The 17,289-nt window shown below is 50.3% G+C and carries 7 protein-coding genes and 2 rRNA genes; 8 read left to right on the top strand and 1 reads right to left on the bottom strand.

The window, feature by feature from the left end:
* Window positions 1-95 precede the first annotated feature (95 nt).
* Window positions 96-2,975 (top strand): 23S ribosomal RNA (locus tag AC1RM2_RS01060).
* 224 nt (window positions 2,976-3,199) lie between these two features.
* Window positions 3,200-3,311, top strand: a 5S ribosomal RNA gene (rrf, locus tag AC1RM2_RS01055).
* Between the two features lie 538 nt (window positions 3,312-3,849).
* Here the strand turns inward: rrf and AC1RM2_RS01050 are convergent.
* On the bottom strand, window positions 3,850-4,521 hold the full coding sequence (locus AC1RM2_RS01050) for a hypothetical protein (RefSeq protein WP_492982527.1): 672 nt from the start codon (window positions 4,519-4,521) through the stop codon (window positions 3,850-3,852).
* A 1,164-nt stretch (window positions 4,522-5,685) separates the two neighbouring features.
* Between AC1RM2_RS01050 and AC1RM2_RS01045 the strand changes: the two genes are divergently transcribed.
* From AC1RM2_RS01045 to AC1RM2_RS01020, 6 genes are all read left to right on the top strand, one after another.
* Entirely contained in the window at window positions 5,686-6,045 is a 360-nt protein-coding gene (locus tag AC1RM2_RS01045; RefSeq protein WP_492982525.1) for a hypothetical protein, read from the top strand.
* Window positions 6,046-6,173: 128 nt separating this feature from the next.
* Window positions 6,174-10,226, top strand: a complete 4,053-nt coding sequence (locus AC1RM2_RS01040) for a hypothetical protein (protein WP_492982523.1) — start codon at window positions 6,174-6,176, stop codon at window positions 10,224-10,226.
* Between the two features lie 20 nt (window positions 10,227-10,246).
* Window positions 10,247-13,885 (top strand): DUF6443 domain-containing protein, encoded by a 3,639-nt coding sequence (locus AC1RM2_RS01035; RefSeq protein ID WP_492982521.1) that lies wholly within the window; start codon window positions 10,247-10,249, stop codon window positions 13,883-13,885.
* Between the two features lie 3 nt (window positions 13,886-13,888).
* Complete coding sequence (locus AC1RM2_RS01030) at window positions 13,889-14,311, top strand: hypothetical protein (RefSeq protein ID WP_492982519.1); 423 nt, start codon at window positions 13,889-13,891, stop codon at window positions 14,309-14,311.
* A gap of 295 nt (window positions 14,312-14,606) precedes the next feature.
* Window positions 14,607-16,790 (top strand): RHS repeat-associated core domain-containing protein, encoded by a 2,184-nt coding sequence (locus AC1RM2_RS01025; RefSeq protein ID WP_492982517.1) that lies wholly within the window; start codon window positions 14,607-14,609, stop codon window positions 16,788-16,790.
* Window positions 16,791-16,793: 3 nt separating this feature from the next.
* A complete protein-coding gene (locus AC1RM2_RS01020; protein ID WP_492982515.1) occupies window positions 16,794-17,213 on the top strand; it encodes a DUF4265 domain-containing protein in 420 nt (139 codons plus the stop codon).
* Window positions 17,214-17,289: the final 76 nt, after the last annotated feature.

Raw genomic sequence — 17,289 nt, 5'->3', positions numbered from 1 at the left:
AGAGGTAGCAATACCAATGAACTAATGAACGAGTGAACCAATGAACGGCAACTTTATCAAAAAGCATACATACCGAGCAAAAGGCGGTATAGTAGAAGAAAGTAAGAAAGGGTACACGGGGGATGCCTTGGCTCTCAGAGGCGATGAAAGACGTGATAAGCTGCGATAAGCTGCGGGGATCAGCAAATATGAATTGATCCGCAGATTTCTGAATGGGGAAACCTAACTATTTGAAGAATAGTTGCATAAATGCGCAAACCTGCTGAACTGAAACATCTAAGTAAGCAGAGGAAGAGAAAATAATAATGATTTCCTGAGTAGTGGCGAGCGAAAGGGAAGAAGCCCAAACCAATTATGTTACGGCATAATTGGGGTTGTAGGACCACAACATGAATACTAAACAAAACCGGAATGGGGTGGGAAACCCGGCCATAGAGCATGACAGCTGCGTACGGGTAATGAATAGTAGGATAGTGGTATCCTGAGTACCGCGAGGTCGGAGACGCCTTGTGGGAATCTGCCGGCACCATCCGGTAAGGCTAAATACTCCTGAGAGACCGATAGTGAACCAGTACCGTGAGGGAAAGGTGAAAAGAACCCCGAACAGGGGAGTGAAATAGAACCTGAAACCGTGTACTTACAAGCGGTCGGAGCGGATTTGTTCCGTGACGGCGTGCCTTTTGCATAATGAGCCTACGAGTTACTCTTTCCTGGCAAGGTTAAGTGTTTAAGACACGGATCCGAAGCGAAAGCGAGTCTGAATAGGGCGTATAGTCAGGGGAGGTAGACGCGAAACCTTGTGATCTACCCATGGACAGGTTGAAGGTGCCGTAACAGGTACTGGAGGACCGAACCGATAAACGTTGAAAAGTTTCCGGATGATTTGTGGGTAGGGGTGAAAGGCTAATCAAACTGGGAAATAGCTCGTACTCCCCGAAATGTTTTTAGGAACAGCCTGGCGGTTGAGTTAATAAGAGGTAGAGCTACTAATTGGGTGCGGGGGAGTCAAATCCTACCAAATCCAGATAAACTCCGAATGCTTATTAATATACGCTGGAGTGAGGCTCTGGGTGCTAAGGTCCAGGGCCGAGAGGGAAAGAACCCAGACCATCAGCTAAGGTCCCCAAATTACTGCTAAGTTGAACTAACGAGGTCCGATTGCACAGACAGCTAGGATGTTGGCTTGGAAGCAGCCATTCATTTAAAGAGTGCGTAACAGCTCACTAGTCGAGCGATCGGGCATGGATAATAAACGGGCATCAAGCAGTATACCGAAGCTATGGATTTGCAGCAATGCATCTGGTAGGGGAGCATTCTATTATCCGGCGAAGCAGGAGGGACAACCGACTGTGGAGGGAATAGAAAAGCAAATGTAGGCATAAGTAACGATAAGGCGGGAGAGAAACCCGCCCACCGAAAGACTAAGGTTTCCTGATCAACGCTAATCGGATCAGGGTTAGTCGGGGCCTAAGGTGAAGCCGAAGGGCGTAGCCGATGGACAACTGGTTAATATTCCAGTACTTTTTATAACTGCGATGCGGTGACGGAGTAGTGACACTGACGCGAACTGACGGAATAGTTCGTTAAAGGCCGTAGGTATAGGATTTGTAGTTAAGTACGCAGATCTTGCTGAAAGCTGATAGTATACCAAATCTTCGGAGGCGGTAATAGTTCAGGTAATCAGACTTCCAAGAAAACCCGCTAAGCTTCAGGTTATAAAAACCCGTACCGTAAACCGACACAGGTAGTCGAGGAGAGAATCCTAAGGTGCTCGAGTGAATCATGGCTAAGGAACTCGGCAAAATGGCCCTGTAACTTCGGGAGAAGGGGCGCTTTCAGCAATGGAAGCCGCAGTGAAAAGGCCCAGGCGACTGTTTAACAAAAACACATGGCTATGCAAAATCGAAAGATGACGTATATGGCCTGACACCTGCCCGGTGCCGGAAGGTTAAGAGGGGATGTTAGTCGCAAGGCGAAGCATTGAATCGAAGCCCCGGTAAACGGCGGCCGTAACTATAACGGTCCTAAGGTAGCGAAATTCCTTGTCGGGTAAGTTCCGACCTGCACGAATGGTGTAACGATCTGGGCGCTGTCTCAGCCATGAGCTCGGTGAAATTGTGGTATCGGTGAAGACGCCGGTTACCCGCAACGGGACGGAAAGACCCCATGCACCTTCACTACAACTTAACATTGATATCGGATACAGGATGTGTAGGATAGGTGGGAGACTGTGATGCTGCTTCGCCAGGAGTAGTTTAGTCAACGTTGAAATACCACCCTTTCTGTATTTGGTGTCTAACTCTGCAATGTGGAGGACATTGTTTGGCGGGTAGTTTGACTGGGGTGGTCGCCTCCAAAAAGGTAACGGAGGCTTTCAAAGGTAAGCTCAGTACGCTTGGTAACCGTACGTGGAGTGCAATAGCATAAGCTTGCTTGACTGTGAGGCAGACAAGCCGAGCAGGGTCGAAAGACGGATATAGTGATCCGGTGGTTCTGCATGGAAGGGCCATCGCTCAAAGGATAAAAGGTACGCTGGGGATAACAGGCTGATCTCCCCCAAGAGCTCATATCGACGGGGAGGTTTGGCACCTCGATGTCGGCTCGTCACATCCTGGGGCTGGAGAAGGTCCCAAGGGTTGAGCTGTTCGCTCATTAAAGTGGCACGCGAGCTGGGTTCAGAACGTCGCGAGACAGTTCGGTCCCTATCTGTTGTGGGCGCAGGAAGTTTGAGTGGGGCTGACCTTAGTACGAGAGGACCGGGTTGGACTAACCTCTGGTGAATCTGTTATGGCGCCAGCTGTATTGCAGAGTAGCTACGTTGGGAATAGATAAGCGCTGAAAGCATCTAAGTGCGAAACTAGCCACAAGATGAGACTTCCATTGAGGGTCGTAGCAGACTACTACGTTGATAGGTCATAGGTATAAAGGTGGTGACATCATAGCCGAGTGATACTAATTGCCCGAAGCTTTCTCATAGCAGGTAATAATAGTGGTTGATGGCAAATGGATCATAGTTCATAGTAATATGTGCGATGAACCATGAACTATCAACCATGAACACACTAATATTGTTGTTTTCTCTGATTAATTACTTCTTTCAATAATATGTCAATAGATATGAGATATTAGATGTGAGATATGAGACCGGGCGCAAGTCAATCTCAATACTCAAATCTCAATACTCAAATCTAAAAGAAATTCAGGTGCCTATATCGGCGGTGTCTACCTCTTCCCATTCCGAACAGAGAAGTCAAGCCCGCCAGAGCCGATGGTACTGCGGTAAAACGTGGGAGAGTAGGTCGGTGCCAAATCTTAAATCAAGCCCTTGCTGGAAACAGTCAAGGGCTTTTTTGTGTTTGGGAAGTTTGCTCATTGGTCATTTCGCTGCGCTGTCATTAGTCATTGGTGTTCGGTTTGCTACCATACCGTTCGGGTGTTCGGGGGCGAACACTTAGGTTGCTTACAATCAGTATGTTAGGTGTTCGGATGCCTCCGTGAACATAAAATTCACGGGCTAATCAATGCCTCCGTCCGCAGGCATAACCATGCAATAATCCAGCGATTTTCAAAATAGCACAGCGGAATATGGGATACCTGCCGATACCTCGCCGGTGCCTTATCTGCCACCGTTGGCTCACCGTTTGTATCCTTTAAGCTACTTATCGGTAACTTCCTGGTACCGGAGGTTTTGCGTGCGCTGTTTTTGGCGGGGGGGAGTGGAAAAATCCATCCGGTCCGGGCGTTAGTAAAGGTTCCGGGTTCGGGTAAGTGGTTTACTGACAAAGTAAGTAGTGTCACTTGAAGGCAGCACACCACCTCCAGGTAAATAGTAGGTAGTTGAAAAATTACTTACAGTAAGGACTTATCAGCAACCCATTTTCGTAGCAGGTTTTTGTTTGCTGTTAAGCTGCCAATCATGAAAAATTTATTGGTGCTTAGTGCCGGCGATGTATCTATTTTTTCGCGTACTACTCCTTCTTTGTTGATATAGCTGGAATGCAAAAAATAGCAACCGGTACTGGTTTTAACAACGTAGCCGGTATGAAAATCGAGGCCAATAATGAAAACCGAGTTAACCGGCTGTTTGGCCAGGTAGCAATTCAATTTACCGAGGCTATTAAATGATTCAATCCCCACGCAGAGCTTTTTGATCATATCGCCTGAGCGGACTTCGGCAAGCCCCCCCCGGTTAATCTTAAACCCGAGATCTGTCAAGGTATTGGTTATAAAATACCCGCATGCAATACTTCCTGCTTTAGGTTGCTGTGTGGTTCCATGAAATTCCCAGGGGGTACCCGCCCAATAGTTATAAATATCCTCATCTATCAGTTTGAACAAATAATTGCCAATATCTTTTGCCGGGTGTTTAATCAGCAGGCTTTTATGGTCAATTACACTTTTTTTAAAGCTGGTATAATCAACTTTGTTATTGGCAGTTAATTGCGCGTTTTTATAACTGCCATTGCCAAATGCTGTAATAACAATCCAGGTATAAAGTGAAACTAATTGTGCAAGGTGCATAAATTGCTACGCATCAGAATGCGCTGTAACTAAGGTACATAATAGTTTTCAATTCTGCATCGCAACTTAGCCCAGATCCTTCCATTTTACAATACTTGCGCCAGGGGAGTTAAATTATTCAGCGGGGCTAAAATCCCGAAAAGGCTTTACAAAAGTATCGTACTTTACATAAGGGCACACAGGGCCGGAGGTGTGTGGCAGCAGGAAGTGCCTGCAATAGCTGCGGATGCAAATAACAATCGCTTTTAAAAATCTTGCTACCTGCTACTTGATACTCAAAAAGGGCGTTCCCTGCGGGCCGGGCTTTCCATTCATACGCCTGCAGGCATTACGCTCGTGGGCCGGTACCCATTGCAATCCCTAACGCGAACGCCGGAAAACCGTAGGCTTCAATGCTCCACAAAAACACGGTGATTTGCAAGCGGGCGCATGTCGATATTATCGGGGCGGCAGCCGAAATACTTACTTGCGGAGGTATACGGCGATAATATCGGCCATAGGTTGACATGCTAAAACGGTTTACAAGTTGCCCTCCGTTTAGATCAGGTGCCCGCGTGTCACGTGTGATATTTTTCTATCGTCAATATCGAACAAAAAATACAATGGTATCGTGGTGTTTACCCGTCAGCCGCGCACACGAGACACGCGCGCGCCACCGGGTGCTAATACGTTTTAGCACGGGTGTGGAGTAAAGGTTTGAGCGTTGGCTCACCTGTGCCATGATCGGTATTTGTTAAAGGAAGTCACAAGTGACCCTCACGCACGCAAACGCACAACACTGCGCCAAAGGGGGGAATCTAAAACCTTTTGATTTAAAAATCTGTCCAAGCCTGATACTAAAAGCAGGTACTGACAAGGTAGTGTCACCATTGTATTCAACCATCTCCGGTAAATTTGTAGTGTCCCGCCTCCCCGTGTTTTAACCTACCGTGTGTGCACATCTTTTTAGAATCGTATCACTAAACAAAACTGATGTCATACGAACGAACTGGGGCGGGCATTGAGCGTTGGCTCGTACCTCGTTCGTGACATTTTCTTTTGTTTTAAAGATGTGTACACACAGTAGGTGTTTTAACGGGGTGCCGGCAGGTGAAAACACCTATTGCAAAATAATTCCGACAATATTAATTTAAACCCCGAAACTATTGATACCCCGATAACTAAATGAAACCCAGAATCCTTATCACCACCGTGTTATCCGGCTGCCTTGCCTTGTGCTTTGTGGGCGCGACCAACTTAAGCGGCAAATGGACCGGCGCCCTTCGCCAGGCCGACAGCACCGCTTACCCACTAACCTATAATTTTACGCTCATTGGCGATTCTGTTGCCGGTACGGCCAAAAGCCCGCTGGGCGAATTCCCGATTGACCAGGGCAAGGTGGATACCGCCGGGCTGCACTTTAAAGTTACCGTAAACGGGCTGGATGTGTACCACAACGGTATTGTTTATACCGATTCCATCGGGATGAACATCAGCCTGAACGGTTCGGTAGTGCACTGCACGCTTAACCGGGCGGCTAACTAAACCCAGGACGGTTCTGTACCGCATACACGAAATGACGGCAAAAGCCCCTTCCGATTTTTACCCGTGCAAACTACGCGAGGGATCGCAGGTGCTCCAGCGTCAACACCTCCAGGAACCTTCATATACAAATGCTTTATAAATCCGATATGTACTTGTTCAAAAAAAAATACCTGATTCTAAAAACGGTCGTGGCTCTATTGACAGTCGTGGCCTCCACCTTTCCGGCGCTCTCCCAGACGGATTTTACCAAACTGACCGACGTGCTGCACCCGTCGCCTAACGCGGCGTCCCTCGGGAAGTACGGCGGACTTAATACGGGGCTCTCTTCGGGCATGCTCAGCGTAAGCATACCTATTTACCAGTACGAATCCCATAGCCTGAAGCTTCCGGTTTCGCTCAGCTATTCCAGCAACGGCCTGAAGGTTGACGAGATAGCCTCCAGGGTAGGTCAGTCATGGTCGCTAAACGCGGGAGGGGCCATTACGCGTTCGGTCATGGGCACCGCCGACGAACAGGCGGCCAGGGTCATACCACCCGCAGACTTTCCGCAGCGTACCCAAAACCTCATCAACTTCGTTGAAGCCCTGAACGACAAAACCGCGAACGACGGCGAGCCGGATGTTTTCTCGTTCAATTTCGACGGATACTCGGGCCAGTTTATCCTGGACAACAGCCTGAACCCGGTACTGCTCGGCCATTCGGCACTCAAGATCGAAAAGGACTTTACGGGCGCAGCCGGATGGAACTTTAAGATCACCTCACCGAAAGGCGAGCAGTACTTCTTCGGCGGCTCGGCGGCCACGGAAACCACCAACAAGTTCCAGAGCGGATGTGGGAAAAGCTACGCTGCATACGTTCCCACCGCGTGGTACCTCATACGAACGGTCCACCCGAACCGCGACACGCTGACCTTCACCTATTCCCCGATAGGATACAGTTATAAAACCGGCGTAACCGAAACGATGTACGGAACACTGGTTGGCCAGAACGTCCCCAGCGGGGCTCAGCCGGGCCCGCCACCCATGCCCAACACGTCCTGCCTTTCGTGGATGCAGACAAACACAGTACTATTGCAAGAGATAAACTCGACATCCGGCGGCAGGCTAAAGTTCCTGTATGCCGACCGCACCGACGTAGGCGACAAGTTGTTGAGCAGGATAGAGGTCTATCAGCGGAGCCAGTCAGTGCCACTCTCATACTTCAATTTCTATTACCAGACCAGCAAGGCATCCGGCTTTTCCAACTCCTACACCACGGCGGATACCTCCCTGAGTAACCGGCCGTTCCTTACCAGCATTGTAGAAGGCTCGCCTTCTACGTCTCAGACCCAGACCCACCGGTTCTTCTACAACCAGGGCCAGCTTCCCCCGCGGCTGTCATATGCACAGGATGCCTACGGCTATTTCAACGGGAAGTCGAACAATACGCTTATTCCGCATCCCGCCTATCCATACTGGACACCGTACTTCTCCGGCGCTACGGCAGATAGAAGCGCGGACGCGCTGTCGGCCTCGATGGGCATGCTTAATAAGATCCAGTACCCCACCGGCGGTTATGATACCGTGCTGTACGAGGCGAATACCAACTACCAGCTGCTTCCAAACAATTCGACTAAGACGGTCTACCTCACGGGAGTTGGCATCGATACCCACTTGCCAAACCAGCAGACTTCACCGACCTTCGGGCTGGTGGCCAATGAGACGGCAACGCTTGTGGCAAGTTGCTCATACGACCCTCATTCCGGCTTTCCGGAAGACGACCTCCACAACAAGTGCACGGTAACCGTGCTTGACGTTACGAGCGGCACTACCCTGTTTTCGCAGATACTCGTGATGAACCAGTCGATATCGCAACTGATACCTCTCAGTTCCGGCCATTCCTACCAGCTCCAGATCACGCCGTATGGTGCCGCGGCGCAGGCTTCTGCTAATCTCAGCTATCCCGACGACACGGTAGTGCCCCAGTATGCGAACGTGCCGGTGGGCGGGCTTCGCGTGAGCAAAGTAATCACCAAGGCGGCGGCAAGCGATGCCGCGCCTCAGGTAAAGAGTTATTACTATTACAATTCGGCCACGCCGTCGGTCTCGTCGGCATCGCTCATTTATGCGCCCCAGTTTGAAAAGTACTTGCGCGTACTCACGCAAAGCCATGCCTACCCGACCGGCGATCCGGCCGGTACGATCATCTGTGCGCCCTCGGAATACGACTATTACGCCATGTTCTCAAACACCCAGATCAGCCTTTATGCCTATCCGGCACCGGTCTACTACACCTCCGTATTTGAGTCTCTCGGAGACAACTTTCAAAACGGCGGGGTGGAGCACCGCTTCCAGCTCTGGGCGGACGCGCCAGGACAGAGCATTCTCGGCGACCCGATCCCCAATGCGCCACTCAGCGGCTACGGCTGGCGGAACGGCAGGGAACTTTACACCTGCACGTTCAAGATGAACGGCGCCAGCATGGTTCCGGTCAGAAAGGTTTTTACACACTACAAGGAAGACTCCAGGATAAACCAGGAATATGTATCCTATATGGTAAACAAGAAATTTTCGCCAGCCTGCACCCAAACGCCGACCCCGCTCCCCGGGCAGTTTGATGCCTACGACCTGGTGTCGTATTCGCATTTCCGCGAATGGGTGTATCCCGACACGGTAAGAACCTGGGCGTACAACTCGGCGGGAACGGCATACCAGGAGGAATTGGCCGTCAGCGAGTACGGCAACCCAAGCCACGCAATGCTGACCAAGTCGACGGTTACCACCAGCGACGGCAAGGCCAGCGTGACCGCTATGGCATACCCGCAGGACCTGACGCTGACCGGCCCCGAGGAGACGGCGAGGCTGGCCCTCGTGGCGCAGAACAACATTTCAGCCTTGCTTAGCCAGCACTCGACAAGGGGAACATCGGAGGTTTCCACGACAAAGGTCAATTACCTGGTATATCCCAACGGCATGGTACTGCCGCACGTCTACAACGTAAAGGTGGGCAACAACGCGGCGCAGGATAGGGTGATCTTCAACGGGTACAACCACCGCGGCCAGCTGACCTCTGAGTCGCTGGTTGGCGGGGCACCGGTGAGCTTCATTTACGACTACCGCGCGATCATGCCGACAGCGAAGGTCACCAACGCCGACACGACATCCATCGCGTACACCAGCTTCGAGGCCGACGGAAGTGGCAGGTGGACAATCGGCTCATCCCAGCGCGACTCCTCCACGGCGATCACCGGCTACAGGTCGTACAATCTTTCCGGGGGAACGCTGAGCCGTTCCGGGCTGACATCGTCGGCGACATACGTTGTTTCCTACTGGACGAAGACTGCGGCGGCGCTGACTATTACCGGCACGATAGCGGGCTACCCGATAACCGGCATGAAGACCCAAAACTGGTACTACCATGAACACCACGTTACCGGGGTTACTGCCATCACGCTTTTGGGCACGGGGAGCATCGACGAGGTGAGGCTGTACCCGCTGGGTTCCCAGATGGCTACCTTTACCTATTCGCCGATGATCGGGATAACCAGCTCGGCAGACGCCAGGAGCAACCTGTCCTATTACGAATACGACGGCCTGCAGCGGCTGCTCAATGTAAGGGACAAGGACGGCAATATCCTGAAGAACTACAATTACAACTACGCTTCGCAGGCCGCTGCCTGGGCCGACACGGGAACGCCGGAATGCGTTCAGGGCGCAAGCGGCAATACCGGCGAGCAGCGGGTTCAGCAAACCGACACCAACCCGTACAGCGCCACTTACGGTGCGCACCAGTGGCGGAGCATCAGCACTAACTCGTCGTCCTGCCCGGTTTCGGCAGGCGTATACGTACAGCAGACAGTGGGCAGCACCAGCGTAAGCAACGGAGTGACCTACAATACGCTGAAGTTCAACACGTACAGCGACGCCAACTGCACGACACTGGTGAACGCCCCTGCAACATTGACCGTAAACTATACCTATGTGACCAGTGCGAGTTATGCGGACGGCCGCACGCCGAACCCGACAGTGACGACGACCAATGCCACCATCACGATAGCCTCTGGCACTAACCAGGCCACCAGCGGCTCCATCATTGTTTCGGGCTGCAACGGCATCGGCACCAAGCAGATTTGCTATACGCCCACTACCCAGATAACGGTACAGCCGGGTACCGGTTATACGCCGGTCAACATTGAAAATTGATGCCCTATCAAATGACAAAAATGGATATACAGCATAAAACATATAAAAGCTTCCTGCTGATAGCAGGGGCATTTTTTCTGATCAATACCGCGGCTGCCCAAACGGCCACGCAGAACTACGTGCGCACGCGGGTGCCCCGCACGCCTATCCCCACGGTTACGCGGCTTGACCAGCTGACGACCATAAAAGATTCGGTGATGACCACGATCCAGTACGTGGACGGCCTGGGCCGCCCGATGCAAACGGTACAGCAGCAGGCCTCGCCTTCGGGCTATGACATTATTCAACCGAACGTCTATGACGCGTACGGCCGGGAAGCGCAAAAATACCTGCCCTACAGGAATACGTCAACGGGCTATGGAAGCTACCGCACGGATGCGCTTGGCGCGACCGCGGGCGTAAAGGCATTCTACAATCCCACAAACGGCATCATTGAGGGCCAGCAGAGCAACGGCGTTGTCCTTACGCAATTCCCGTACGCCCTTAGCAACTTTGAGCCTTCGCCCATGAACCGTGTGACCGAACAGGGCGCTCCCGGCGCGGCATGGCAGCCGCAGGCCACTGTCGACGCCGGCCATACGGTGCGCATAACGCTGGTAACAAACGAGCAAACCAGCAGTTTCAACACAGGCGACGTAACGGCTTCCAATGCCGGCAGCCGCAAGGTGGCACTCTATACAGCAAACATCAACGCCAATAACAGCCGTAACCTGGTACGGGCAGGCAACAACGCCACATACGGCCCGGATCAATTGGAGGTGACCATCAGCAAGGACGAGAACTGGAAGGCTGCCAACGGCTGCTTCGGCACCAACGAGCAGTACAAGGACAAGGAAGGCCATGTCGTACTGAAGCGTACCTACAATATTAAAGGCAGCGCAGCCGAAATGCTTTCTACCTATTACGTATACGACGACCTGGGCAACCTGTGCTTCGTGCTGCCGCCGGGAGCGGCTCCCGATGCTACATCCGCCATAAGCCAGGCAACACTAGACAACTTCTGCTACCAGTACCGTTATGACGACCGCAACAGGCTGACGGAAAAAAAAGTGCCCGGCAAGGGCTGGGAATTCATGGTGTACAACCTGCTTGACCAGGTGATCTTCAGCCAGGATTCCGTACAGCGCCAAAAATCGCCCCAAGACTGGAGCTATACCAAGTATGACGCGATGGGCAGGACGATCATAACCGGGGTTGAAGGTGGGCATGCCGAAACACGCGCCGCGCTGCAAAGTTACGTGACCAGCATGCTGGCAGACCCGGGTTCCGGCACAACCGAATGGGAAATGCCAAGTACAGCAGGCCCCAGCGGATACACCAACACCGCGTTTCCAACGGGCTCCAACGCCAAGCCAATGGTTGTCACCTATTACGATACCTACGCCAACATTCCCGGCTTACCATCCATGTACAACCAGCTAAGCAATACGCTGTACAGCAGCCATATCACGGGGCTGGTTGCCGCAACCAAGGCCCTGGTGCTGAACACCACGGGCGACTACCTATGGTCAGTTCCTTATTACAACGAGGACGGGCAGGTGATCCGCACGTTCACGCAGCATTACGTGGGCGGCTCATCGGCGCTGAGCCAGTACAACTACGACGACGTAACCACGACATATAACTTCGCGAAGCAGGCGTTGTCCAATGTGCGGCAACATTATGTCACCAACGCCGCCAAAACAGCTCCCATACGGAAGCTGATGTCGGCAGAAAGCTATTCCTACGACCACATGGGGAGGCGCAGGTCGAACGCGAGCCAACTGCAGGACAGCACGAACACCATCCAGGGCGCCGTACGGGTATCGCTGGCCAGTTATAATGAGATAGGGCAGCTGACCAAAAAAAGCCTGCACTCCGTCAACGGCACCTCCAACTTTTTGCAGAATGTGGACTACCGTTACAACGCAAGGGGCTGGGTGACGAATATCAACAACCCGGCCCTGAGCGCCGACGGCGGTACCACCAACACCGACCTTAACGACCAGTTTGGCATGGAACTGAAGTACGACAACGCGGCAACACCGCAGTACAACGGGAACATCGGCAGCACGACCGTTAAAACAACGGCCTTGTCTGGCATTACCTACCCGGCCCTGGTTTACAACTACAGTTACGACAAGCTGAACAGGCTGACGGATGCCATAAGTACTACCACAACCCAAGGTGATGGTTTTTACAACGAAAACCTGACTTACGATCCTATGGGCAATATCCAGACGCTGAAACGATACGACAAGAACGGAACAGCAGCCCAGCTGATAGACAACCTGAATTATATCTACGTAAGTGGTAATAAGGTTGACCGGATTGATGATGCAGGAACCACCGCAGGGTTTAACAATACCGTAAGCCAGGCGGGCGAATACACCTACGACGGCAACGGCAACCAGCTTGTCGATCTGAATAAAGGACTTACCCAGGCCTACAATATGCTCAACCTGCCGCAAACGGCGGTCAAGTCTGGTGTATCCGTTGCCTATATCTACGATGCCACAGGCAGGAAGTTGAGGAAGCTGTCGACCATGGGCACCACAACCACGGTTACCGAGTATGTTGGCGGCATCCAGTACGAGTATACGGGAACCTATCCTGTGATTTCCTTTATCCAGACCGAGGAAGGCCGGGCGAGAAAAAGTGGAACTGTCTACAAGTACGAGTATGATTTGAAGGACCACCTGGGCGATACCAGGCTGACCACCACCTGGGACCCATCGGACGTGAACCAGCTTACGCCGCTGAACCTGCAGCGGAACGATTATTATGCGTTTGGGTACGTAATACAATCTACCGCTTATTCCATTTTTCCAAAAAATGAGTACCTTTATAATCATAAGGAATTACAGGAAGAGACGGGGCTATACGATTATGGCGCGAGGTTCTATGACCCGGTGATTGGCAGGTGGGGAGCTGTTGACCCATTAGCGGAAAAAGGAAGAAAAGAAACGCCGTATGGCTATGCTTTTGACAATCCTATGCGCTTTACCGATCCTGACGGGATGTGGCCGGACTGGGGTGCTTTGGTAAATGCAGTGAAAGGTTGGTTCAATACTCCGACCAAGTTTGCCAGTGACGTTTCAGCTGGTTATCAAACTTCAATGGGCATGGTACCGGCTGGAACAGAAAAGGCAACAAATGGAACAGCCGTTATGTGGGCTATTGCTGCTGGAGTTAATGCCTACTCAAGTCAATATAATACTGGAAGTAGATTTGAGATTGAAAGTCCCGTAAATACTCCAAAAGTAAATGCTCAACCCGAAGTACCTGAGGTTGCAGTAGCACCAAAGGCTTCGGCGCATACGGAACCTGAAGCACCCCAAGGTGGAGCTTATAAAAACCTTTCGGTCGGGGCGGATGAACAAAGGCATCATTTAGTGGCTGATGCGGTCAGCCCTGTTAGCAAGAAAGCAGGACCATCGATAGTTATGAAAACTACCGATCATGTCCTTACAGGAAGCTGGGGTAATTTCAAAGAATCAAAGGCTTTCCAGGCTAAACAATATGAAATGATTTCGCAAGGCAATTTTGAAGGCGCGATGAACATGGGTATTGAAGACGTTCAGGCTAAATTCGGCACAAAATACGACGTCGGCATACAGCAAGCGAAAGCTTACGCAGATAAATTAAATAAGGCAAAAACATCAACAACCAAAGAATAAAGCATGGATTACACAATAACGCCATATGAGTCTCTCGGAAATATCCCTTTGGGACTACATAGAAATGAAATCAGGAAACTCCTAAAAGAGCCTAATATTGAATTTTACCGTAACCAATTTTCTAAAACTCCAACTGATTTTTTCGAAAATTTAGGGCTTTTTATAGGTTATGATGAAGATTTTTTATGTGAGGCAATAGAAATAGTGAAGCCCGCAAATCCGATTTTGTTTGCGATTGAGCTGTTAAACCTGCCCTATGCATCGATCGAAGAGCAAATTGCAGAGTGGGACGATGGGTTAGAGATTATGTATACAGGCTTTACATCTTATAAATTCGGCGTAGGTGTGTATGCCCCGAACAGAGATGACTCTCCGAATGAAATTAGCGAATCAGTAATTGTATTCAAAAAGGGTTACTATGATTAGCCCCCAAGCTGGCGCACGCGGGGGGCGATTAATAATGCTGTAAAAGTTGCACTACAAGACGGGACAAGCGTAGTAAAAAATGTTGAAAGAGGTGCTGCAAACCCCAGTTGTCCGTAGTCTTCCGCTGTTCGAATCTGACTTCGAACGGCTATGCTTGTAGTTTACAACTACAGTATTTTCGCTGAATGAATATGCAACACCCGGATGTTTAATTTCATCCGGGTGTTTTTGTATACCGGCAGCTCGCGTAAAGGATTGGCGTGGATACCGGCCAGGTGGCTAAGGCCTGTGTAGTATGAACAGAAAGCCTGGCGCCGCTTCTACCGGCGGCGTACGCCATGATATTAAGTCAAAAGTTAAAATTCAAAAGTCAAAAAACAGCCAGCATCACCTTGGCGGCTCGTCGGCCTTAAGCCCGTATAATTATGATGATGCATCCATTGGTTATAATTTCGTAAAACAGGTTACCTCCAATTACCGGCAACATTATGTCACCAACGCCGCCAAAACAACTCCCATACGGAAGCTGATGTCGGCAGAAAGCTATTCCTACGACCACATGGGGAGGCGCAGATCGAACGCGAGCCAACTGCAGGACAGCACGAACACCATCCAGGGCGCCGTACGGGTATCGCTGGCCAGTTATAATGAGATAGAGCAGCTGACCAAAAAAAGCCTGCACTCCGTCAACGGCACCTCCAACTTTTTGCAGAATGTGGACTACCGTTACAACGCAAGGGGCTGGATGACGAATATCAACAACCCTGCATTAAGCGCCGACGGCGGTACCACCAACACCGACCTTAACGACCAGTTTGGCATGGAACTGAAGTACGACAACGCGGCAACACCGCAGTACAACGGGAACATCGGCAGCACGACCGTTAAAACAACGGCCTTGTCTGGCATTACCTACCCGGCCCTGGTTTACAACTACAGCTACGACAAGCTGAACAGGCTGACGGATGCCATAAGTACTACCACAACCGCAGGTGATGGTTTTTACAACGAAAATCTGACTTACGATCCTATGGGCAATATTCAGACGCTGAAACGATACGACAAGAACGGAACAGCAGCCCAACTGATAGACAACCTGAATTACATCTACGTAAGTGGTAATAAGGTTGACCGGATTGATGATGCAGGAACCACCGCAGGGTTTAACAATACCGTAAGCCAGGCGGGCGAATACACCTACGACGGCAACGGCAACCAGCTTGTTGATCTGAATAAAGGACTTACCCAGGCCTACAATATGCTTAACCTGCCGCAAACGGCGGTCAAGTCTGGTGTATCCGTTGCCTATATCTACGATGCCACGGGCAGGAAGTTGAGGAAGCTGTCGACCATGGGCACCACAACCACGGTTACCGAGTATGTTGGCGGCATCCAGTACGAGTATACGGGAACCTATCCTGTGATTTCCTTTATCCAGACCGAGGAAGGCCGGGCGAGAAAAAGTGGAACTGTCTACAAGTACGAGTATGATTTGAAGGACCACCTGGGCGATACCAGGCTGACCACCACCTGGGACCCATCGGACGTGAACCAGCTTACGCCGCTGAACCTGCAGCGGAATGATTATTATGCGTTTGGGTACGTAATACAATCTACCGCTTATTCCATTTTTCCAAAAAATGAGTACCTTTATAATCATAAGGAGTTACAGGAAGAGACGGGGCTATACGATTACGGCGCAAGGTTCTATGATCCGGTGATTGGTAGATGGGGTGCGGTGGATCCGCTGGTTGAAGCAGGGCAGGAGTCAGGTACACCTTACGGGTATGTATTTGATGACCCGATGAAGTTCACCGATCCTGATGGACGGTCACCGGATATTACAATTGACGGTTCGAATAATTCCAGCCTCACAATAAAGACCGACCTGATCAATGTAAGGGTCAATGTTGACATAGATCTTCATGGTAATCATACTATTGATGGAGAAGCTGCTGTTCAGACAGGCTTAGATTTTGTTAGCTTATTCGACCCCACTGGAATTACGTCTGTATTAAGTGCTGGCATTTCTGCTAAAAATGGGGATTACCTTGATGCTGCAATGGGCGTGTTAGGTGCGATACCGATAGCAGGTGAACTTGCAAAAGCAGAAAAGGTTGCCAAAGACATTAAGGTTATTGATAAGTTAATTGTTGATGGAGAAAAGGCTGCAAAAATAGCAAAAGCAGAGGCAAGGGCAGCTAAGTTAAGTAAGGTCGCAAGAGAAGGAGAAGATTTTACAAAAGCGGGTAAAGAAGCGGTACATGACTTAAATGCTGCACATAACGATGGAAAAGTCATATGTGTAGATTGCAAAGTGGAGACGTTGCCAGCAACTCAATCAAAAAAAGGCGTAAAGCCTTCAGATAGAGAAAGACATGCAGATCACAAAATCCCTAAATCTAAAGGAGGTAGTGGTACACCTGACAATGGTGAATCTCGGTGCAGAGCCTGTAACATTAAAAAGAGTGATAATTAACCGATGAGAAAAAAAGTAATTTTAGTATACAAGGATTCTGCTGGGGAAATAGCAGAAGAAACTATTTGGACTGAGCTTCTTGATAATGGAAATCATAAAGTAGACAACATTCCTTTTTTTGCTCCCAATCTGGCATATGAAGACATAATAAGCGTTGAAGATGATAATGGAGAATTGTATTTTGAAAGCCTAATACAAGCATCGAAACATTCTACTATACAAGTCATCTTCTTTGATCCACATAAAGAAAATGAGGTGTTAAGCAGGTTGGTGGAGGCAGGCTGTCAATGGGAAGGAATGCGGGGTGGGCGCTATTATGCGATCGATGTACCACCAGAACTATATTACGGAAAAATAAAAAAAATGCTGGATATTGAGCATCAAAACTCAGTATTGGATTACAAGGAAGCATGTATCGGGTAATGTATTCCTTAGTTGTCCGTAGTCCCCGCTACCGCGAGGGCTTTTTAAACGCTACCGCAGGCCTCCTGGCCTGTGG

The sequence above is a fragment of the Mucilaginibacter sp. GW822-FHT03E02 genome, assembly GCF_058801545.1.
Note: the sequence above shows the minus strand (reverse complement) of the source record. Positions and strands in the feature narration are given on the sequence as shown.

What these genes read in the sequence shown, in the direction of transcription:
- AC1RM2_RS01025 (WP_492982517.1), top strand. Translation starts at nt 14,607, where the DNA reads ATGAACAGAAAGCCTGGCGCCGCTTCTACCGGCGGCGTACGCCATGAT.
- AC1RM2_RS01040 (WP_492982523.1), top strand. Translation starts at nt 6,174, where the DNA reads ATGCTTTATAAATCCGATATGTACTTGTTCAAAAAAAAATACCTGATT.
- AC1RM2_RS01045 (WP_492982525.1), top strand. Translation starts at nt 5,686, where the DNA reads ATGAAACCCAGAATCCTTATCACCACCGTGTTATCCGGCTGCCTTGCC.
- AC1RM2_RS01020 (WP_492982515.1), top strand. Translation starts at nt 16,794, where the DNA reads ATGAGAAAAAAAGTAATTTTAGTATACAAGGATTCTGCTGGGGAAATA.
- AC1RM2_RS01050 (WP_492982527.1), bottom strand. Translation starts at nt 4,521, where the DNA reads ATGCACCTTGCACAATTAGTTTCACTTTATACCTGGATTGTTATTACA.
- AC1RM2_RS01030 (WP_492982519.1), top strand. Translation starts at nt 13,889, where the DNA reads ATGGATTACACAATAACGCCATATGAGTCTCTCGGAAATATCCCTTTG.
- AC1RM2_RS01035 (WP_492982521.1), top strand. Translation starts at nt 10,247, where the DNA reads ATGGATATACAGCATAAAACATATAAAAGCTTCCTGCTGATAGCAGGG.